16 protein-coding genes and 1 pseudogene are annotated in these 18,537 nt (G+C 68.2%); 6 read left to right on the top strand and 11 right to left on the bottom strand.

Annotated elements, in window-relative coordinates; all coding sequences use genetic code 11:
• Positions 1 to 64 precede the first annotated feature (64 nt).
• Positions 65 to 2,002, bottom strand: a complete 1,938-nt coding sequence (locus ACPXY0_RS17385; RefSeq protein ID WP_423926745.1) for an Ig-like domain-containing protein — start codon at positions 2,000 to 2,002, stop codon at positions 65 to 67.
• Positions 2,003 to 2,108: 106 nt separating this feature from the next.
• On the opposite strand from ACPXY0_RS17385, the gene ACPXY0_RS17380 reads away from it, so the two are divergent.
• The 3 genes from ACPXY0_RS17380 to ACPXY0_RS17370 all read left to right on the top strand — a co-directional run bounded on the left by ACPXY0_RS17380 (position 2,109) and on the right by ACPXY0_RS17370 (position 6,785).
• Positions 2,109 to 5,261 (top strand): aminotransferase class III-fold pyridoxal phosphate-dependent enzyme, encoded by a 3,153-nt coding sequence (locus ACPXY0_RS17380; RefSeq protein WP_423926744.1) that lies wholly within the window; start codon positions 2,109 to 2,111, stop codon positions 5,259 to 5,261.
• A 33-nt stretch (positions 5,262 to 5,294) separates the two neighbouring features.
• Positions 5,295 to 5,654 carry an aminotransferase class III-fold pyridoxal phosphate-dependent enzyme gene (locus ACPXY0_RS17375; protein ID WP_423930733.1) on the top strand — a complete coding sequence of 120 codons (360 nt, stop codon included), beginning with the start codon at positions 5,295 to 5,297 and terminating at the stop codon, positions 5,652 to 5,654.
• 99 nt (positions 5,655 to 5,753) lie between these two features.
• Positions 5,754 to 6,785, top strand: coding sequence for a Fic family protein (locus ACPXY0_RS17370; protein WP_423926743.1), 1,032 nt, complete (start codon positions 5,754 to 5,756; stop codon positions 6,783 to 6,785).
• Between the two features lie 51 nt (positions 6,786 to 6,836).
• On the opposite strand, the gene ACPXY0_RS17365 is transcribed toward ACPXY0_RS17370, so the two are convergent.
• The 4 genes from ACPXY0_RS17365 to ACPXY0_RS17350 form a co-directional block, all read right to left on the bottom strand.
• Positions 6,837 to 7,244 (bottom strand): type II toxin-antitoxin system VapC family toxin, encoded by a 408-nt coding sequence (locus ACPXY0_RS17365; protein WP_423926741.1) that lies wholly within the window; start codon positions 7,242 to 7,244, stop codon positions 6,837 to 6,839.
• A gap of 11 nt (positions 7,245 to 7,255) precedes the next feature.
• Complete coding sequence (locus ACPXY0_RS17360; RefSeq protein ID WP_423926739.1) at positions 7,256 to 7,450, bottom strand: hypothetical protein; 195 nt, start codon at positions 7,448 to 7,450, stop codon at positions 7,256 to 7,258.
• 229 nt (positions 7,451 to 7,679) lie between these two features.
• Positions 7,680 to 7,883 carry a type II toxin-antitoxin system HicB family antitoxin gene (locus tag ACPXY0_RS17355; protein ID WP_423926737.1) on the bottom strand — a complete coding sequence of 68 codons (204 nt, stop codon included), beginning with the start codon at positions 7,881 to 7,883 and terminating at the stop codon, positions 7,680 to 7,682.
• Positions 7,884 to 8,002: 119 nt separating this feature from the next.
• On the bottom strand, positions 8,003 to 10,111 hold the full coding sequence (locus ACPXY0_RS17350; protein WP_423926735.1) for a S9 family peptidase: 2,109 nt from the start codon (positions 10,109 to 10,111) through the stop codon (positions 8,003 to 8,005).
• 197 nt (positions 10,112 to 10,308) lie between these two features.
• Between ACPXY0_RS17350 and ACPXY0_RS17345 the strand changes: the two genes are divergently transcribed.
• Positions 10,309 to 11,628 carry an aminotransferase class V-fold PLP-dependent enzyme gene (locus ACPXY0_RS17345; protein ID WP_423926733.1) on the top strand — a complete coding sequence of 440 codons (1,320 nt, stop codon included), beginning with the start codon at positions 10,309 to 10,311 and terminating at the stop codon, positions 11,626 to 11,628.
• 32 nt (positions 11,629 to 11,660) lie between these two features.
• Here the strand turns inward: ACPXY0_RS17345 and ACPXY0_RS17340 are convergent, their stop codons facing one another.
• The 5 genes and pseudogenes from ACPXY0_RS17340 to ACPXY0_RS17320 all read right to left on the bottom strand — a co-directional run bounded on the left by ACPXY0_RS17340 (position 11,661) and on the right by ACPXY0_RS17320 (position 15,157).
• Positions 11,661 to 12,032 (bottom strand): type II toxin-antitoxin system VapC family toxin, encoded by a 372-nt coding sequence (locus ACPXY0_RS17340; RefSeq protein ID WP_423926731.1) that lies wholly within the window; start codon positions 12,030 to 12,032, stop codon positions 11,661 to 11,663.
• A gap of 12 nt (positions 12,033 to 12,044) precedes the next feature.
• A complete protein-coding gene (locus ACPXY0_RS17335) occupies positions 12,045 to 12,311 on the bottom strand; it encodes a ribbon-helix-helix protein, CopG family (protein WP_419934330.1) in 267 nt (88 codons plus the stop codon).
• A gap of 310 nt (positions 12,312 to 12,621) precedes the next feature.
• Positions 12,622 to 12,726, bottom strand: a pseudogene (locus ACPXY0_RS17330) (IS481 family transposase); the annotation flags it as partial.
• Positions 12,727 to 12,839: 113 nt separating this feature from the next.
• Positions 12,840 to 14,531, bottom strand: a complete 1,692-nt coding sequence (locus tag ACPXY0_RS17325) for a GMC oxidoreductase (RefSeq protein WP_423926728.1) — start codon at positions 14,529 to 14,531, stop codon at positions 12,840 to 12,842.
• Positions 14,528 to 15,157, bottom strand: coding sequence for a gluconate 2-dehydrogenase subunit 3 family protein (locus tag ACPXY0_RS17320; RefSeq protein WP_423926726.1), 630 nt, complete (start codon positions 15,155 to 15,157; stop codon positions 14,528 to 14,530). The genes ACPXY0_RS17325 and ACPXY0_RS17320 overlap by 4 nt, the downstream gene beginning before the upstream one ends.
• A 135-nt stretch (positions 15,158 to 15,292) precedes the next feature.
• On the opposite strand from ACPXY0_RS17320, the gene ACPXY0_RS17315 reads away from it, so the two are divergent.
• Positions 15,293 to 16,165 carry a sugar phosphate isomerase/epimerase family protein gene (locus ACPXY0_RS17315; RefSeq protein ID WP_423926724.1) on the top strand — a complete coding sequence of 291 codons (873 nt, stop codon included), beginning with the start codon at positions 15,293 to 15,295 and terminating at the stop codon, positions 16,163 to 16,165.
• Positions 16,158 to 17,102 carry a hydroxypyruvate isomerase family protein gene (locus tag ACPXY0_RS17310; protein ID WP_423926722.1) on the top strand — a complete coding sequence of 315 codons (945 nt, stop codon included), beginning with the start codon at positions 16,158 to 16,160 and terminating at the stop codon, positions 17,100 to 17,102. The genes ACPXY0_RS17315 and ACPXY0_RS17310 overlap by 8 nt, the downstream gene beginning before the upstream one ends.
• A gap of 28 nt (positions 17,103 to 17,130) precedes the next feature.
• Here ACPXY0_RS17310 and ACPXY0_RS17305 read toward each other — a convergent pair whose 3' ends face one another.
• On the bottom strand, positions 17,131 to 18,459 hold the full coding sequence (locus ACPXY0_RS17305) for an NTP/NDP exchange transporter (RefSeq protein WP_423926720.1): 1,329 nt from the start codon (positions 18,457 to 18,459) through the stop codon (positions 17,131 to 17,133).
• Positions 18,460 to 18,537: the final 78 nt, after the last annotated feature.

Raw genomic sequence — 18,537 nt, 5'->3', positions numbered from 1 at the left:
GACCCGGTTTCTTGACGCCGGACGATCGGCAAACGTCACACGAGAATCGCTGCCCCGATCCGGGTCAGGGGACGAGTTCCTCCTGGACGAGGCGGGCGATCCAGAGTCCGGAATGGAGGTCGGAGGTGTAGATCCGGCCCTTGAACAGCTGGGCGCCCCAGGTCATCGACCAGTTGGGCACGGCGGCGTCCGGCGATGAGGTCTTGATCGCGCCGATCTCGCGGCCTTGGCGGTAGAGGTCGCCGCGTAGCTCGCCCGAGATGTCGAGCACCCGCAGCCCCGCCTGGTAGTAGCCGACGTAGAGACGGTCGCGGTCGTCGCTCCACAGGTTGTGGGCGCCCGCCTCCGGGACCGTGTAGTGCGCGACCTTCACGGGGTCCGCCATGTCAGTCATGTCGAGGACCTCGACATAGCCCCGCGCCTCGATGGGGCCGAACGCGTTCGGGTCCCAGTCCGAAGGGTAGATCTCCGCCGCGACGAAGAGGTACTTCCCGTGGCGCCAGGCGACGTGCGTGTTGCCCTGCCCGGAGACCCACCGCGAGACGAGCTTCGGGTCGCGCGCCGTGCCCCCGTGCGTGCCGGCCCCCGCGTCGAGAATGTAGATCCCCTCGTTCCAGAACGAGGCGTACGCGTACCCGTCCTGGACGATGACGTCGTGCAGGCTCCGGACCGGCTCGTCGTGCGCCCAGCGGTTGACCTCACGCGGGTTGGCGGGGTCGGCGATGTCCATGATGACGATCTCGCTCGTCCCGTTGTGGCAGACATAGACGAGATCCTCGTCCCCGAGAATCCACACGTTGTGCACGCCCCCGGTCACCGTGTCCGTGTACTCCGACAGGATCGTGGGGTGGGCCGGGGTCGAGAGATCGAGGAAGACGATCCCGTTGCGCCGGCTCGAGGCCCCCTCGCGGGTGACGATCCCGAGACGGTTGTTGGGGTGGATCTTCACGTCGTTGATCCGGCGGGCGTCCAGCTGGATCGAGTCCGTGAGCACCGGCTGCGTGGGATCGGTCACATCCCACACCTTCATCCAGTCGTGGTAGAAGGTCCCGATATAGGCGTAGTCGCGCCCGTCCACACCCTCGAAGACCCACGTGTCGCCGGCCCGGTGGGTAGTCGTGATCCCGCTCCCCACGATTTCGAGGCGCGCGGTGTGGCGGCGAGGCTCGACCCGGACCGCCATCGTGCGGGTGAGGGCGGGACCCACGATCGCGGTCACGATGTACGTCCCCGGCTCCTCGGCGACGAAGAGCCCGCGGCCGTCGACCGGGTGGACCGCCGCCCCGCCCGGGGTCACGCTCCACAGCGGCTGGAAGCCGATCTCGCCGCCCTGGCCATCGCGACCGATGACCTGAAGCGCGGCGACATCTCCCGTCGAAAGCGAGCTGACGTCCCCGGAAGCGACCAGCTCGTAATCCTCCGCCGGATTCGGTTCGACCGTCACCTCGACCTGCGCCTCGGCGTCTCCGGCGGAGATCGTGAGGCGGGTCTGTCCGGGCCCGTGGCCGAGGACCCGGCCCGCCTCATCGATGGCCGCGATGCCGGGGTCGGCGGACGCGTAGACGAACTCGATGTCCTCCGCGGGGCTGCCCAACTCGGTGTAGGCGGCGAGTTCGAGGGCGGCCGTCACCCCGACGTAGACCGGGCCGGCGACCCGGGCCTCGATCCGGGCGGCTTCGAGCCGGGGTACGCGGATCGTGACCCAGCTCGGCTGGCCGCGGAACATCGCCGCTACGCGCGACTCGCCCGGTCGTATCGCCGTCACCGTTCCATCGTTCGAGACCGTGACGCCGTCCCCGGGGGCGAACCACTGGACCTCTGCGCGCGCGTCCTCCCCCTCGGCGCCGTGGATTTCCGCGGTTAGCTGAAACGACGCTCCGACCTCGAGTTCGAGTTCTGCGGGGGAGACCACCACCTGGACGCGCTCCTGCGCATGGGCGGGCGGGGCTCCGGCGGTGGCCAAGGCGAGCGCGGAAGCCAGGAGGGGTGCACGAAGAGACATCGTATCTGCTCCATCTGCGAGTGGACCGGACTCGAAAGCTCGGTTCGGCCGGCGCGAGCGGCAACAACCCGGCCCGGCGGGAACCGGTTGACCCGGGATGACCGGCATGGAAGCTTCGGCCAGCATGGAGACGCTCGACAGCGCGTACGCGGCAGGGAGGCCGTCCGTCTCGGAGGCGGCTGCAGCTCGGCTCATCCTCGAACACTGGGGTGTGAGCGGGCGAGCCCGGGAATGCCCCAGCGAGCGTGACCGGGTGTTCGAGATCACGCACGCGGCCGGTGTCGCCGGCTTTCTGAAGGTCTCGAACGCGCTTGAAGAACGGGCGATACTCGATGCCGAGGCCGCCATGCTGGCTGCCCTGTCGGCATCCCAGTCCTGCTACACGCTCCCGACCTGGCGCCCCGCGCTGGAGGGCGGGTCGCTCATCAAGCAGCGTCTCGACGGACGCGCCCACTTCGTCCGCTTCCTGGAGCCGGTGCCGGGGATCCCGCTCGATCGCTTCCGCCCGCACGGACCCGAGCTCCGGAGACAGATCGGGCGTCTCGCGGGGATTCTGGATCGCTCGACGACCGGGGTGACGGCCGCGAACCGGCCGATGGTGTGGGACCTCCGGGGGGCCGCGTCGCTCATCCGGGAGAACCTGGCCGCGATCGAGAGTCCCGCGCGCCGCGAGATCATCGCCACGATCCTCGAACGGCACACGGCGTGCGTGGCGCCGCGGGCCGCCGAGCTGCGGCAGAGCTTGATCTACAACGACGCGAACCCGGCCAACATCCACGTCGATCCGGGGCGGATGCGGGAGGGGGCGCCTCACATCGTGGGCGTGGTGGACTTCGGCGACGCGATCCGGTCGTGGACGGTCGCGAATCTCGCGGTCGCTTCCGCGTACGCGGCCTTCGGGAGCTGCGACCCGCTGAGCGCGTTCTGTCATGTGGCTCGGGGGTACGCCACCGAACACCAGATGACGGAAGCGGAAGCCGACGTCGTGTACGAGCTGGCTCGACTTCGCCTCGCGCTCAGCGTGACGGTCTCGTCCGTGCGCGGCGCCCAGGAGCCGGACAACGACTACCTGCTGGTCAGCCAGGCGCCCGCCTGGGATGTACTCGAACGGCTGCAGCAGACGCATCCGAACCTGGGGCGGTATCGGCTGCGGGAGGCGTGTGGGTATCCGCCCTGCCCGCAGACCGTTCGCGTGATCGCCGCGCTGGAGCGCGCCGCCCCGACCGCGGCGCCCCTGCTCGACCCCGACCCGCGCGTGGCGCCGACGGTCACCCTCGACCTGAGCGTCGAGTCGGGCGACGACGGGGGGACGTTCGACCCCACGGACCACTCGGCGTTTTCGCAGCGCCTGTTCGATCAGATGCGGGACGCCGGCGCGGCGGTGGGGATCGGGCGCTACGACGAGGTCCGGTGGTGGTATACGGCGGAGGCCTTCCGCGTACCGGGAGACGAGGTGGACGAATGGCGGACGGTCCACCTCGGCGTCGACCTGTTCGCGGAACCCGGTACGCCAGTCCTCGCCCCGCTGGGGGGGCGCGTGATCGACGTGCGCGACAACGCCGAGCGGCTCGACTACGGCCCCACCATCATCCTCGAACACGAGTTGGACCACCGTGCGGACGTCGCGGGCGAACCCGTCCGATTTCGGACCCTGTTCGGACATTTGTCACCCGAATCGCTGCGCGCGGTTGCGCCGGGGGAGGTCCTGGAGCCGGGGCACACGATCGGCTGGATCGGCGCCCCGCCGGGCAACGGCGACTGGGCGCCGCACCTGCACTTCCAGATCTTCGTCGATCCGCTCGGCTATGAGGGCACCTTCCCCGGCATCGCCGCTCCGAGCCAGCGCGACGCCTGGACCGCGATCAGCCCGGATCCCAACCACCTGCTCCGGATCCCGGGAGAGACGACGGCGCCCCGCCCGCGGAGGTACGCGGCGCTCATCCGGGACCGCGACCGCCGACTCGGCCCGTCCCTCAGCCTCTCGTACCGGCGGCCGCTCCACATCGTGCGGGGGCGCGGCAGCTGGCTGTACGACATCGAGGGCCAGCCCTTCCTCGACTGCGTGAACAACGTGGCCCACGTCGGCCACTCGCACCCGCGGGTGAACGAGGCGGCACGCCGACAGATGGCAGCCCTCAACACGAACACGCGCTACCTGCACGAGGCCATCCTCGAGTACACCGAGCGGCTGACGGCCCTCTTCCCGGCCCCGCTGGATGTGTGCTTCCTCGTCTGCTCGGGCACCGAGGCCAATGAACTCGCCCTGCGCATGGCGCGGACGCACACCGGCAAGGTGGGTGCCGTCGTCCTCGACGGCGCGTATCACGGGAACTCGAGTTCGGTCGTTAACCTGAGCCCCTACAAGTTCAACGGCCCCGGCGGGAAGGGCCCGCGGCCGTGGGTCCGAATGGCGCCCATGCCGGACACCTTCCGGGGGCTTCACCGAGGGCCGGACAGCGAGGTCGCACCGCTCTACGCGGCGTACGTGGGCGAGGCGGCGCTCGCGCTCGAAACGGAGCCCACCCGGTTCGACGATCGTCCGCCCGGCGCGGCCGCCTTCTTCCACGAATCGATCCTCAGCTGCGGCGGGCAGATCCCGCTCCCGGCCGGTTACCTCGCGGCTTCCTACGCGGCGGCCCGCGAGCACGGCGCCGTGTGCGTGGCCGACGAGGTGCAGGTTGGCTTCGGTCGCGTGGGGTCGCACTTCTGGGCCTTCGAGGAGCACGGCGTCGTCCCCGATATCGTCACGCTCGGCAAGCCGATCGGGAACGGACACCCCCTCGCGGCCGTGGTCACGACGCGCGAGATCGCCGAGTCATTCGCCAACGGGATGGAGTACTTCAACACCTACGGCGGGAACCCCGTCTCCTGCGCCATCGGCCTGGCTGTCCTCGATGTGATCGAAGACGAGGGACTACAGGAGAACGCCGCGAAGGTCGGCAAGCGGCTGCTGGCGGGCCTCGAATACCTCCGTGATCGCCACGCCGCCGTCGGCGACGCGCGGGGCAGAGGCCTGTTCTCGGGCATCGAGTTCGTGCGGGAGGGGGGGGATCTCGAGCCCGCCGCCGACGTGGCCGACGCCGCCGTTCAGCGCATGCGGGACAAGGGGATCCTCTTGAGCACGGACGGCCCCGAGCACAACGTGATCAAGATGAAGCCGCCGCTCGTCTTTTCTCGACAACACGCCGATCTTCTCGTTTCTCGCTTAGATGATGTTCTTGCTGAAACCACCTTCTCAGCCAGGACAACCATGCAATGAGCTTGCAAGACTTGACGTAGGCGGCGATGACAAATCGATCCTGCTGTAGCTGCACGACGTCGGCGGCGGCTTGGTATCTCTGTCGTCGGCGAACGTTTGCTGCGTGGGCTCGAGTATCTGCGCGACCGCCACGGTCCGGTGGGTGACGCGCGGGGCCGCGGCCTGTTCTCGGGTATCGAGTTCATGCGGGAGGGAGAAGATCTCGAACCGGCCGCCGAGTTGGCGGACGCCGCCGTCCAGCGCATGCGCGACCACGGCATCCTCCTGAGCACCGACGGTCCCGACCACAACGTGATCAAGATGAAACCGCCGCTCGTCTTCTCGGAGGCCGACGCGGATCTGTTGGTCTCGAACCTCGACAGCGTCCTCTCCGAGACCGCCTTCCTGAGCTAGCTCGCACGGGAGAGCATCGGCGCTGGAGCTGGCTGGGTGCTGGAGTCTCCTGATACCGGACGTTGCACCCGCAATATGTTCTGTTACGTTAGATAATCCATGAACGAACAAATTGACTCGGGCAAGCCGAGACGGGGACGCCCGCCGCGCCGTGAGTTGTACCATCAGCTGTACGCCGAAGGGGTCGAACTCCGCGCACGTCTCGGTGGCCTCCCCCGTCCGGGGGAAGCGGCTGACATCTGGCGCGGGATCTGGTACGAAGAGGCACATCACTCCACCGCCATCGAGGGCAATACGCTCCTGCTCAGGCAGGTCGAGAGGCTGCTGGCGGACGGAGTCGCGGTCGGCAACCGCGAACTGCGCGAATACCTGGAGGTGCGTGGATACGGTACAGCGGCCGAGTGGGTGTACCGGCAGGCCCTCGACCCGACGGGGCTGTTCCACTCTGGAGAGATTCTGAGTCTGGCGAAGGTACGCCAGATTCACCACACCGCAATGTCCCCCGTGTGGGAGGTCGCGCCGCATCCCGACGCCACCGACAGGGAAACGCCCGGCAGCTTCCGTGAACACGACATCAGGCCGTTTCCCGGAGGGATGATCCCGGTGGAGTGGCCGCTTGTGTCTGCCCGGATGGAAACCTGGATCGCCGACGCGAACTCGCTCGACCCGGACGTCGTCGCATTCCCCGAGGCGCTGGCGGAACTCCACTGCCGCTTCGAACAGATCCATCCGTTCCTCGATGGGAATGGCCGGACGGGCCGACTGGTTCTGAACCTGATTCTGGTGCGGCTCGGGTATCCGCCCGCGATCATCTACAAGCGAGACCGCTCCCGGTACCTCACCGCCCTGCGGAGGGCGGACGGCGGCGACAGCGGTCCGCTCGGCGAGATGATCGCGCGGGCGATTCTGGATAACCTCTACCGCTTCGTCATACCGGCCGTAGCCGGCCCGGCCCGGCTCGTACCGCTCGCCGCGCTCGCGACACCCGACATGACAGCTCCCGCCCTGCGCATGGCCGCCGCCCGCGGCCGGCTTAAGGCGGTGCGTGGCCCGGACGGTCGCTGGCGCAGTTCCCGTCGCTGGGTTGAGGGATACCAGGCTACCCGTTACCGCCGCGATCGCGTCGAATGACCGTCCGCCAACGGCTTGGTCCCGGGCGACCGGCCCCTCGTGGCCCGGGCGCTACGGCTGATCGAGCACCGGGCGAAACGGTCGTCCGTCAGCCGTTCGGTAGGTGTGGAAACCCCTGCGGTCGAGAGTCAGAACCTCGTGCACGTCGAGGCGCTGCGCGAGCAGGACGAGGGTCGCGTCGGCGAAGTCCATCGGTCTGTCGGCATAGCGGTCCATCAGGAGCGCTGCGCTCGTGACCCGAGGAGGCTGGCAGGCGTCGTGGACGTGCATGTCGCTGTACGCGATGAAGTCCGCGAGAGCCGAAGGGCCGTTACGCGCGCGGGCGAGCAGATGCATGGCCTCGGTCAACACGGCCCCCGTGGTGTGGAGAGTGCCCCGAAAGTCGGTGAGGACCGCGGCGACCGGTGCGTGGGCCGGGTCGTCCGGATCCAGATAGGCGACCATCGGGCCCGTATCCACGAGCCATTCCCTTACCGGCGCCAGTTACGGCTCCGGAGCGCAGCCCGCCATTCGTCATCTTCGACGTCCATGCGTACCGTCCCCTTCAGGTGGTGGATCCGTTCGCCAACGGGCCGGTCCGCCACGGCCTCGCGCAGAGTCTCGCGCACGAAGCCGGACACCGTGGTCCCCTCGGCGGCGGCGCGACGGTCAATCGCCTCTCGCAATTCCTGCTCCACTCGGACGGCAAGGATTGTTTTACGCATGTATAACAACATGCGGGACGGGGTGGTAGCGTGCAAGCGTGGATCCACATGGTCTGGCCGGGCGCAGGGCGCGGTACCGAGTAACTCCGGGGGTGCGAGGCAGCGATTCTCTCGTACACATGGGTAGAACAGCGGCGATTCTACCCAGATATGCGCAGAATCTGCCGATAAGCGAGGACCGGATCCGCGATCAGGGAGCGATCTTGGGTTCTCTCCCCTTCTCCTCACAAAACTCCAGATAGTCGTCCACGGCGCGTCGCATCGACTCTTTCGACTCCAACACCGATCTGCCCTCGAAGTTGATCCCGTCTCGGGTGTCGATGACGTGGCCTGCAAGAAACTCGTAGTCTTCGTCGTACTCGAAGACGCCGGTGTATCCCTTGTACTCGATCATGGCGCGACTCCTGCCCGTTCCAGGAAGCTACGCATCAATCGTACGCACGCCGATGGCGCCGTTTCGCCCTTCCCCGGAGGGGGTCGGGCTCGCCTGCGCCGACTACCCGACTTCCGAGCCTATGAGCCGCCCTGGGTGGCGGCCGTGCGGTCGTCGTCGTGGGTGCCCCAGCGCTCGAACCACTTCCGGAGGATGAGCTGCGTGCGGAGGAAGTTCGACGGCAGGCTCGACGTACCGTGCCACTCGCCCTCGAAGCGGACCATGGCGGTCGGCTTGTTCTGCGCCTTGAGCGCCTGGTAGAACTGCTCCGTCTGCGCCATCGGGGTGCGGAGGTCGAGGACGCCCGTCATGAGCATGGTCGGCGTCGTGACGTCACCCACGTACGAGATCGGCGAGCGCCGGATGTGCTCGCTCGGGTCCTCCCACGGGAACTGCTGGAAGTCGGCGTACCAACGCAGGTAGTTGCCGTCGACCTCGTTCGGGAAGTTGAACCAGTTCACCACGGGGCAGTTCGCCGAGGCGGCGCGGAAGCGGTCCGTGTGCCCCACGACCCACGACGTCAGCACGCCGCCGCCCGAGCACCCGTACACGAACATGTTGCCGTCGTCCACGTAGCCGCGTGAGATGACCTCGTCCACGCTCGACATGAGGTCGTCGAAGTCGTGGTTCGGATAGTCGTACTGGATCGCGTTGCCGAACTCCGTCCCGTACCCGGAGCTGCCGCGCGGGTTGGTGTAGAGGACGACGTAGCCGTTCGCGGCGTGCTCCTGCCACGAGAAGTTGAACCCGCCGTTGTACATGCCGTGCGGGCCGCCGTGGATGATGAGGATGAGCGGATAGTCTCGCGACGCGTCGAAGTCCGGGGGCTTGATGACCCAGCCGTGGATCGGGAGTCCGTCGTAGGAGGACTCACTCCAGATCTGCTCGACCTCGCCGAGCCGGACGCCGGCGAGAACGTCCGCGTTCACGTCGGTGAGCCGGGTGCGCTGGTCGGGCTCGTCCAGCGGAAAGGCGTAGATGTCGCCGGGTTCGTGCGCGTCACCCCACATCCCGACCGCCGTGCCGCCATCGCTCACGTCGTTGAGGCCGAACATCTGCGCGCCCTCGGTCATCGCCCGCACCTCGCCGTCGAGCGAGGCGTGGTAGATGTTGCGATAGCCGTCCGCGGTGACGTCGAAGTAGAGGCCGCGTCCGTCGCGAGCCCAGTGTAGCGACCCGGGGCTGCGGTCCATTTCCGCCGTCAGCGCGCGCGGGTTCGACCCGTCCGCGTTCATCACGTACACGGCGGACTCGATGTAGTCGAAGGTCGTCGTGTCGTGCCCCACGTAGGCGATCATGCGCCCGTCCGGCGACGCGACGGGCCGAGCGTCCGGCCCCTTGCGGGTCGTCACCTGGCTCAGCTCGCCGGACGCGGCGTCGAGACGATAGATCTCGCTCTCCTGCCAGCGATAGTCCGCGTCCTCGATGATGAGACCGCTGAACAGGAGCGACCCGCCGTCGGGCTCCCAGGTGGGGACGCCGTAGTTGAAGTCGCCCTCGGTGAGCTGGCGCGGGGTGCCGCCATCGGCGGGCACGACGAAGAGGTGCTGGTACTTGTCCCCCAGGAATCCGATCCGGTCCTGCCGATAGATGAGGCGTTCGATGATGCGCGGGCCCGGCGTCCACGTCGCCCCCTCCGGCTTGGGCAGCGAGAGGGACCAGTGGCGGGCTGTCGGCTCCTCCGCCCCCACGCGCATGGTGAACGAGAACCGCGTGCCGTCCGGTGACCAGGCGAGATTCGAGGGGCTCTCGGTCAGCCGTGTGACCTGTGACACCGCACCCTCGGCGTCCATCCAGCGGACGAAGATCTGGGTGTTCTCCTCATCGTCCGGCGCGAGGAAGGCGAGCCGGCTCCCGTCCGGAGACCAGCGCGGGGAGGAGCCGTCGAGGAGGTGACGGGGTCGCGTCCCGTCGCGGTTCACGATCCAGATCGAGGTCTTCCACGCGTCGTTCATCTTGTCGACCCAGAGGCGCTCGTAGACGACGGAGCCGCCGTCGGGCGAGATCCGCGGGTCCTGGAGGCGCTCCCAGTCGAGCCACGTCTCGAGCGGGAGTGCCCCGTCGGCCTGCTGGGTCGCGAACGCCGGGGCGGGCGCACTGACGCCAACGAGCACGAGAAGCGGGACAAAGCTCTGGAACAGGTCGCGGAAGGAGAAGGAACGGAGGGAGACGGGGGCGCGGGTCTTCATGATACCTCCAGGTGCGAGAACCACCGGCACGTCCCGAAACATGGCAAACACCCCGTCGCCTGTCTATCAGCCCGTCCGCGCGGGTCGCCCCCATGCCCATGTCAGTTGGGCATCGTATGTTGGATTCGGAACGACTGCGGCTGCCGCGCCGGGATCGCGCCGGGTTGCGACGGCCCCCAACACGGGAGGTTTCCGTGATGTCTCGCACGCCCACCGACGCTCCCCACCTGCCCGACCGACGACGATTCCTGAAGCGTGCCGCGGCCGGGGCGGCACTCGCGGCCACGCCCGCGTGGACTCGGGCGCCCTCGAAGCTCGGCCTCACGATCGGGGAACTGTCGGACCGCCGGGACTTCCCGGGGACGGAGGACGAGGCCTTCTGGGAGATGGTGAAGTCCCAGTTCCCGCTCCGTCCCGGCCTCATCCTCATGAACGCGGCGAACCTCTGCCCCTCACCCTATCCCGTGCAGGAGGCGGTGTTCGGATACACGCGCGACATCGATCAGGACGCGTCGTTCCACAACCGGGCCAAGTTCAACCCGCTCGCCGCGAAGTCCGTCGACGCGCTGGCCGGACTGCTCGGCGCCTCCCCCGAGGAGATCGTGATCACCCGCAACACCTCCGAGAGCAACAACGCGGTGATCAACGGACTCACGCTGGGCGCGGGGGACGAGGTCGTGCTGTGGGACCAGAACCACCCCACGAACAACGTGGCGTGGGACGTCCGCGCGGACCGCTGGGGCTACAAGGTGATTCGCGTGACGACGCCCCCGGCGCCGAAGACCGAGGACGAACTGATCGACGCGTTCGTGAGCGCCTTCACCGACCGGACCCGGGTGCTCTCGGTGACGCAGATCTCGAACATCTCGGGGGTCGAACTTCCGGCGAGCCGCCTGTGCGGTATCGCCCGCGACCGCGGCATCTACGTCCATATGGACGGGGCGCAGAGCTTCGGCGCCGTGGAGGTCGACCTGCACGCCATGGGGTGTGACTCGTACACGGGGAGCGCCCACAAGTGGTTCTGCGGGCCCAAGGAAGCCGGTGTGCTCTACGTGCGGGCCGACCGGGTCGCCGAGTTGTGGCCGAGCGTCGTGGGCGTCGGCTGGGACGGGGCGAGCGCCGGGGGCGGGGCCGACAAGTTCGGCACGTTCGGGCAGCGGGACGACGCCGCGGTGGCCGGCGTCGGGACGACGGTCGAGTTTCACCAGGCGATCGGGCCCGCGGCCATCGAGGCCCGCACGCGTGCCCTCGCTACGGCGCTCAAGGCGGCGATCCGCGAGCGGGTGCCCGACGTGAGCTTCCACACCTCCGACGTGCCGGGACTCAGCGCGGGCGTGGTGATCGCGGAGTTGCCGGTCGACGATCACACGCAGATCTACAACCGCGTGTACGAGGAGCACGGCATCGCGGGCGCGCTCCGCACGGGGGCGTTCCCCGGCATCCGGCTCTGCCCGCACATGTACAACACGATGGCCGAGGTCGAGCAGGTCGCCGACGCCCTCGCCGCTTCGCTCTAGGAGAGGTGTAGCGGGGTGTTGGTCGTGGACTGCTAAACCAATCGCAGCCCGAAAGCTTCAAAGCGCCGAAAGTCCTTCACGTTCACCGTGGCGACTTGCGCCCCTTCTGCAAGCGCTGTCGCGGCGATCATGCAGTCCAACAGCGACCCTCGTCGCCGCCCCGATTCGTTGAAGAGACGAGCCGCGACCGTCGCATCCCGGGCCGTGAAGTCGGCGCGCGGACCGATGAGTTCATCCGCGATGGCAAGGGCGGACGGGTGCAGCGGCCCACACAGAAACTCGGTCCAGGCCACGGCACTCATGCCGAAAGTTGCCCCCGAGGCGACCCAGTTCCTCAGTTGGCGGTCCTGCGGCGATCCGGAGTCGAGCGCCCGGATCAGGAAACCGGTGTCCAGGTGAATCATCGTCCTGGACGGCTAGCCGGACGGCTCGTCGCGCGTGGCAAGTCGCTCGGCCCGCACGTTTCGCTCCCACTCCGCCAGATCCACGCTGCCCTCGCGGACCACGGTCTGCAGCTGATCGAGCGCGGCCAGGGGACCGCCGACCTGTGAAGCATCTTCCGCCGCCGCCAACTTGATGGCGCGACGCAGCACCTCGGACTTCGAGACGCTCCAGCGACGTGCGAGGGTCTCCAGGGTTCGCACCGAATCTACGTCCAGTGAGTACGTAGACTTGATCGTCATGGTGGCCATACCAAAAAGTATGGCCATATCATGTTGCGAGCAAGCGTGAACGAAGTCGAAGCGGCGGAATGTCAGCCGCTAGCTGTGCGTAACAAGGACGTTGGTGACCCGCAACTCCACGAGGCGCTGGAAGGGAGTACGGCGTCCAATGCCTGGGGTTGTTGCTGGCAGTCCCTGTGAAAGCTTATGCCAATTCAACATCACACTTTCAATTGGCCTGGGCCGATACAGGGGCACCGAAACAGGGGCACCGACACTGCCATGATCGCTCGAGATCTCGCGCCGTTGCGCAGGCGGGCCGCGGCGACCCCTTCCCGTTGGTCCCGGGCGTGTACGGGCGGGTGAAGATGTGGCCGATCCCGAGCTCCCGGAGCGTCCGAGGGAACCGCTTCGAGCGGTACGCCACCCTGTTGTCCGGTCATGAGCTGGCCGATTCCTCACCCCCTGGCGCGAGTAGGGCGTGAGGTCTTTGCCGGAAACTCTCGTCTTACTCGTCGATCCGGTGAACAACCATCCTGAGATCCAGAGCTAGAGTTCGCCACGGTTCTTTGCCCACAGCGCGTAGTGGCAGGCTCGGGCCGTGAGGGCCATGTAGGTCAGTGACGGGTTCTGGCAGGCGGACGACGGCATCGCCGCGCCGTCGATCACGAACAGGTTCGGCGCGTCCCAGGCCTGGTTGAAGCCGTTGAGGACGGAGGTCGCCGGGTCCCGACCCATCCTCGCCGTCCCCATCTCGTGGATCGTGAGTCCGGGTGCCGTGAGGTCCGTCAGCAGTTCGACGTCGACTCCGCCGCCAGCTTCCAGCATTTCCGCGGCGCGGTCCGCGCTGTCCCGCATCATCACGCGCTCGTTATCGCTCCACTCGCAGTGGATGCGAAGCGCCGGGATCCCCCAGGCATCGACCCGCTCGGGGTCCAGTTCGATGTAGTTCTCCTCGCGCGGCAGACACTCGCCGAAGGCGCCGAGTTCGAACTCCCACACGCCGGGTTCGGTCAATTGGCGCTTGTAGTCCGCCCCGAACCCGGGCATGTCGAGCCCGCGGCTCCAGCCCTGCCGTGTCGACCAGCCCTGATACCCGTAGCCCCGGATGAAATCAGGCGAAGGCTCCGTCACGTTCCGGAAACGGGGGATGTAGATGCCGTTCGGTCGCTCGCCCGTGTACCCGTGGTCTTCCCAGCCGGGGAACTTCGCTTTGGCGCCCGTGCTCATGGTGTGGTCCATGAGATAGTGGCCGAGGGCGCCGCTCGAGTTCGCGAGTCCATCCGGGAAGTCGGCCGACTTCGAGTTCAGAAGGATCCGCGTCGACTCGAGCGCCGAGGCGCCGAGCATGACGACCTCGCCGAAGAACTCCAGAGCCTCACCGGATTCACGATCGACCACGCGCACGCCGGTGACGCGGCCGCGGGCGGGATCCCAGATCACGCTGTGCACGACGCTGTCCGGGCGCAGCGTCATCCGTCCGGTAGCCTCGGCCGCGGGGAGGGTGGCGTTGAGCGAACTGAAGTAGCTCTTCGTCCGGCAGCCTCGGTGGCAGGGCCCGCAGTAGTGGCAGGCACTCCGCCCCTTGTGGTCGCGGGTGAGGACGGCCGTGCGGCCGATCGTCATCATCCGCGTGTCGGCGAAGTCGCGCGCGATCCCTTCCTTCACGGCGTTCTCGATGCAGGTCATCTGCATGGGCGGCAGGAAAACGCCGTCGGGCAGCTGCGCGAGGCCCTCGACCCGCCCGCTGATGCCGACGAATTCCTCGACGTACGCGTACCACGGGGCGAGGTCCGAGTAGCGGATCGGCCAGTCCACGCCGATCCCGTCGCGCGCGTTGGCCTCGAAGTCGAGGTCGCTGAGGCGGTACGACTGCCGCGCCCACATGATCGAGCGCCCACCCACCTGGCGGCCCCGGATCCACAGGAACGGCTTGTCTTCGTCCGTCGTGTAAGGGTTCTCGATGTCGTTGACGAAGAACTTCCGGCCCATCTCGTCGCAGGCGTAGCACTCGCGCTGCACGGGCTGCTCGGCCGCGAGCGCCTTGCGATCGTTCCAGCCCCGATACGGCATGCGGTACGGAGGCACGTGCTCGACGTAGTCCCGCTCCGGGACGATCATCGGTCCCGCTTCGAGGACCAGCACGCGGAGTCCGAGTTCGGTCAGTTCCTTCGCCGCCCACCCGCCGGTGATGCCGGAGCCGACGACGATCGCGTCCCAGATCTCCTGGCGGCGGCTCACCGCACGCTCCCGCTTCCGTTGCGCTCCCCGGGGCGGGGTTCGCCCGTACCGTACTGGTCGAGCAGGACGCACCCCTCGAAGGCCCCGGGGATGATGCGGTATCCCAACGAGCGGAGTCCGACCTCCGAGGTGAAGTAGCCGGCGAGCGTGAACCGCTTCACGTCGTAGAAGAAGGTCCGGGTCTGGTCGATGTCGGGATCCCTGCGGCGGCGGTCGAGGTCCTCGTCCAGTTGGGCGACGAGTTCGGCCTGCCGGGCCGGGGTGCAGTCGGCGAAGTCGGCGCCGTGGGCCGCCCGGGCGATCGGGTCCACTTCGTCCAGGCCGGCCAGGAAACGGTCGCGGTCCGACGCGTCCAGCCAACCGGTCAGGAGGGCATCGACGAATGCCGTGACGCCCGCCTCGCTCGCGCCGGGCGTGTCGGTGCGGGGCAGGATGACCTCGGCGAGCGCCGTCACCGTCCGGGCCTGCGCGGGCGTGAGCGTCGCGGGCGGCGCGCCGCCGACCGGGCCGACCTCCGCGCGGATGCGCTGCCCGAGCGCCAGAGCCTGCGCCACCGCCCCACCCGACAGCAGCAGCGGCGCGCCGGTTGCGGCGCCCATGATCTTGAGAGCCCTGCGCCGTCTCACAGCCGATCCTCCAGAGTGCCCTTCGTCGATCAGACGCGGCGAGGCTTTCGCCGCAGAACGCCATAATACCCGACCCCGCCGCCCGTGCGAATACCACCGTTCGACGGAGACGCCGGCGAGCGACATATTCCGGGCATGAACAGACGAAGATTTGTGGGGAATTCTCTTGGCGCGGGATTGCTCCTCACCTGCGCCCGGCGCGCGGCCGCCAGCGGCCGACCCCTCCCGGAAGCCTGGGGGCTTCAGCTCTACACCGTGCGATCGCTGATGGCGAGCGATGTGGAGCGGACGCTCGCGGATGTCGCCCGCATCGGCTACGGGGAGGTCGAGTTCGCGGGCTACTTCGGCCGCACCCCCGCGCAGATCCGGGCGGCGCTCGACGCGGAAGGGCTCACCGCCCCCGCCGTGCACCTTTCGCTGGGCGAGTTGCGCACCGGCTTCGAGGCCCACGCCGAGGCCGCGGCCGAAATCGGTCACAGATATCTGGTCCTCCCCTACCTGGCGGGCCCCGAGCGGCCGGGCAGCGGGGGCGGCGAGGAGCCGACCGCCCTCGTGGCCGGCTACCGGCGCCTCGGCGACGAACTCAACTCAATCGGCGAGCGGTGCGATCAGGCGGGGCTCCGCTTCGCGTACCACAACCACGACTTCGAGCTGCAGGCGGTGGAAGTGGACGAAGAAGAGGTCCGCCCCCTCGACGTCATGCTCGAGAACACGGACCCCGATCTCGTCCGCTTCGAGATCGACCTCTTCTGGCTCGTGCACGGGGGAGGCGATCCGCTGGACTATTTCTGGCGCCATCCGGGCCGCTTCGAACTCTGTCACGTGAAGGACCGCACCCCACGCGGGGAGATGGTGGACGTGGGCGCGGGGGTCATCGACTTCGAGGGCATCTTCGCACGCGCCGGACAGGCGGGCCTCATCCACTACTTCGTCGAGCACGACTCGCCCCCCGATCCGACCGCCTCGGTGCGCGCGAGCTACGAGTACCTGGCATCTCTCGATGGCTGACCCGGCCGCCCCCCGGACAGAGGCGCTCCGCGGCGGGAGGCCGCTCAGCCGCCGGGACGCCCTGCGCGCGACGGGGGCCGCCTCACTCGGCCTGCTCGTCCACGGCGCGGCGAGCCCGGCTTCGGCGCGGGCGGCAGACCCGGCGCCCGGGAGGGCGGGAGGCGCGCCACTCGAGGGCCGGATCACGCAATCCGTGGCGCGCTGGTGCTTCGAGGAGATCCCGCTCGTCCCCTTCTGCCGCGGCGTGGCCGACATGGGTCTCACCGCGATGGACCTGCTGACGGTCGAGGAATGGCCGGTCGCGCACGATCACGGGCTCACCGTGTCGTGCGGAGATGTCGCGGCCGGCACGATCGAGGACGGCCTCAACGAGCCGCGCAATCACGCGGGCATCATCGAGGCCTTCGAACGCCATATCCCGCACGCCGCGCGGGTCTCGGTGCCCAACGTCATCTGCTTCTACGGCAACCGCCGCGGGATGGAGGACGGCTTGGGCATCGAGAACTCGATCCGCTGCCTGCGCGAATGCGCCCCGATCGCGGAAGCCGAGGACGTGACGATCCTCGTCGAGGCCCTCAACTCGAAGCCCGGAGGGCACGTCGACTACATCGGCGACCACATGGACTACGCGCTCGACATCATCCGGGCCGTGAACTCGCCGCGGGTGAAGATCCTCTACGACATCTATCACATGCAGATCATGGAAGGGGACATCATCCGCACGCTGACGGATGCGAGCCCCTGGATCGGCCACTACCACACGGGCGGGGTTCCGGGACGGGCCGAGATCGACGACTCACAGGAGTTGAACTACCCCCCGATCGTGCGCGCCATCGCCGACACGGGATTCGAGGGCTACATGGCGCACGAGTTCATCCCCCGGAGCGGGGACCCGCTGAGGTCGCTGCGGGAGGCGGTCGAACTCTGCGACGTCTGACCGCGGGCGGCCGGGTCTCCGGGCGCGGCTATCCGGCGTCGGCGTGAGACCGGGCCGGCCCACTTCCCGCCAGCGCTGACTGCTTCTTCCCCAGCCACAGCGCGACCCCCAACCACAGCCCCGCCAGCGGCACCATGGTCAGCGCCAGCGCCGAGCTTCCGAGCCCGAGCGCGCCCAGACCGGCGAAGGACCACACCCCGATCTGGTCACCCGCCCGGTACACGAACAGGTCGTTGAAATTCTTCGCCTTGTACTTGTCGCGCCGGGGGAGGACGGTGTAGAGCACCTCTCTCGTCGGCACCGCCAGCGCGAAGTTGCCCGCCCTTCGCATCACCTGGAAGAGGACGAACACGGCGAACACCGGCGCCACCCCCAGCGCGAGGAAGCCGAGGATGCTGATGGCGGGCAGGATCCCGATGGTCAGCCGGACGCCGAACCACTTCAGGAGCCGTCCCGTCAGGAACAGTTGCGTGCAGAGGGTGAGCAGGTTCACGGAGAGGTCGATGCGCGCGAAAACCGAGGTCCGTTCCGCGGCCGTCGTGAACGTTCGCGAGATGATGTCCGCCTGGATGTTGTACAGGAACGTGGAACCGATGGTGAACAGCAGCATGAAGGCGCCGATCCCGAGCAGGTAGGGAGACGCCAGCACGCGCTGGATCCCTTCCAGCGCGGAACCCCCGATCACGCGCTCCGCTTCTTCCGACCGGGAGCCGGGCGCCGTCCCGCCCGCGCAACGCGCATCGAGCGCCTTCAGGCACAGGACCGCGCCCTCGAGCAGCACCACCGAGAACAGGAGGAGGGTGGCGGGCGACAGGAACCCCACCAGGAACGCCGTGATGGAGGAGCCGACGATCCCCCCCACCGTGCCGCCGACCCCGATGAGGCCGAACAGGCGCCGACTCTGCCGCTCGCGGAAGATGTCGGTCATGAACGACCAGAAGACGGAGACCACGAACAGGTTGAAGACGCTGATCCAGACGAAGAACGTCCGGCCGACCCACACCGAAGCGGTGCCTTCGGGCACCAGGCTCAACAGGACGTAGTAGATCAGCAGATTGAGCATGAAGAAGCGGTACGTGACCGTCACGAACCGCCTCCGGGTCCAGCGCGATACGACCGCCGAGAAGATGGGGTGAACCACGAGCATCCCGATCAGGGTCCCCGTGAAGAGCCAGGGGATGTTCTCGACGCCGCCCGCGACCGCCATCTCCTCCCGTATCGGCCGGATCACGTAGTACGCGGAGAGAATGAAGAAGAAGTAGAGGGCGGAGAGCAGCACGAGCCCGGCTTCCTCCGGACGGGCACCGGTCAGACGCGCGGCGACCGTGCGCGGACCGCTCTCCGGAGGCGGGTTCATTCGGGGGAGGTTGCCGGGTGGCGATTCACGGTGGCGCTGCTTGCCGGTCGATGGAGAAAGGGATTCTCTTCAGAGAAC

The organism is Candidatus Palauibacter sp., assembly GCF_965237495.1.
Taxonomy (GTDB): domain Bacteria; phylum Gemmatimonadota; class Gemmatimonadetes; order Palauibacterales; family Palauibacteraceae; genus Palauibacter.
Note: the sequence above shows the minus strand (reverse complement) of the source record. Positions and strands in the feature narration are given on the sequence as shown.

Coding starts and splice junctions, on each gene's coding strand:
- ACPXY0_RS17385 (WP_423926745.1), bottom strand. CDS start 2,002: ATGTCTCTTCGTGCACCCCTCCTGGCTTCCGCGCTCGCCTTGGCCACC.
- ACPXY0_RS17380 (WP_423926744.1), top strand. CDS start 2,109: ATGGAAGCTTCGGCCAGCATGGAGACGCTCGACAGCGCGTACGCGGCA.
- ACPXY0_RS17370 (WP_423926743.1), top strand. CDS start 5,754: ATGAACGAACAAATTGACTCGGGCAAGCCGAGACGGGGACGCCCGCCG.
- ACPXY0_RS17355 (WP_423926737.1), bottom strand. CDS start 7,883: ATGATCGAGTACAAGGGATACACCGGCGTCTTCGAGTACGACGAAGAC.
- ACPXY0_RS17350 (WP_423926735.1), bottom strand. CDS start 10,111: ATGAAGACCCGCGCCCCCGTCTCCCTCCGTTCCTTCTCCTTCCGCGAC.
- ACPXY0_RS17345 (WP_423926733.1), top strand. CDS start 10,309: ATGTCTCGCACGCCCACCGACGCTCCCCACCTGCCCGACCGACGACGA.
- ACPXY0_RS17340 (WP_423926731.1), bottom strand. CDS start 12,032: ATGATTCACCTGGACACCGGTTTCCTGATCCGGGCGCTCGACTCCGGA.
- ACPXY0_RS17335 (WP_419934330.1), bottom strand. CDS start 12,311: ATGACGATCAAGTCTACGTACTCACTGGACGTAGATTCGGTGCGAACC.
- ACPXY0_RS17315 (WP_423926724.1), top strand. CDS start 15,293: ATGAACAGACGAAGATTTGTGGGGAATTCTCTTGGCGCGGGATTGCTC.
- ACPXY0_RS17310 (WP_423926722.1), top strand. CDS start 16,158: ATGGCTGACCCGGCCGCCCCCCGGACAGAGGCGCTCCGCGGCGGGAGG.
- ACPXY0_RS17305 (WP_423926720.1), bottom strand. CDS start 18,459: ATGAACCCGCCTCCGGAGAGCGGTCCGCGCACGGTCGCCGCGCGTCTG.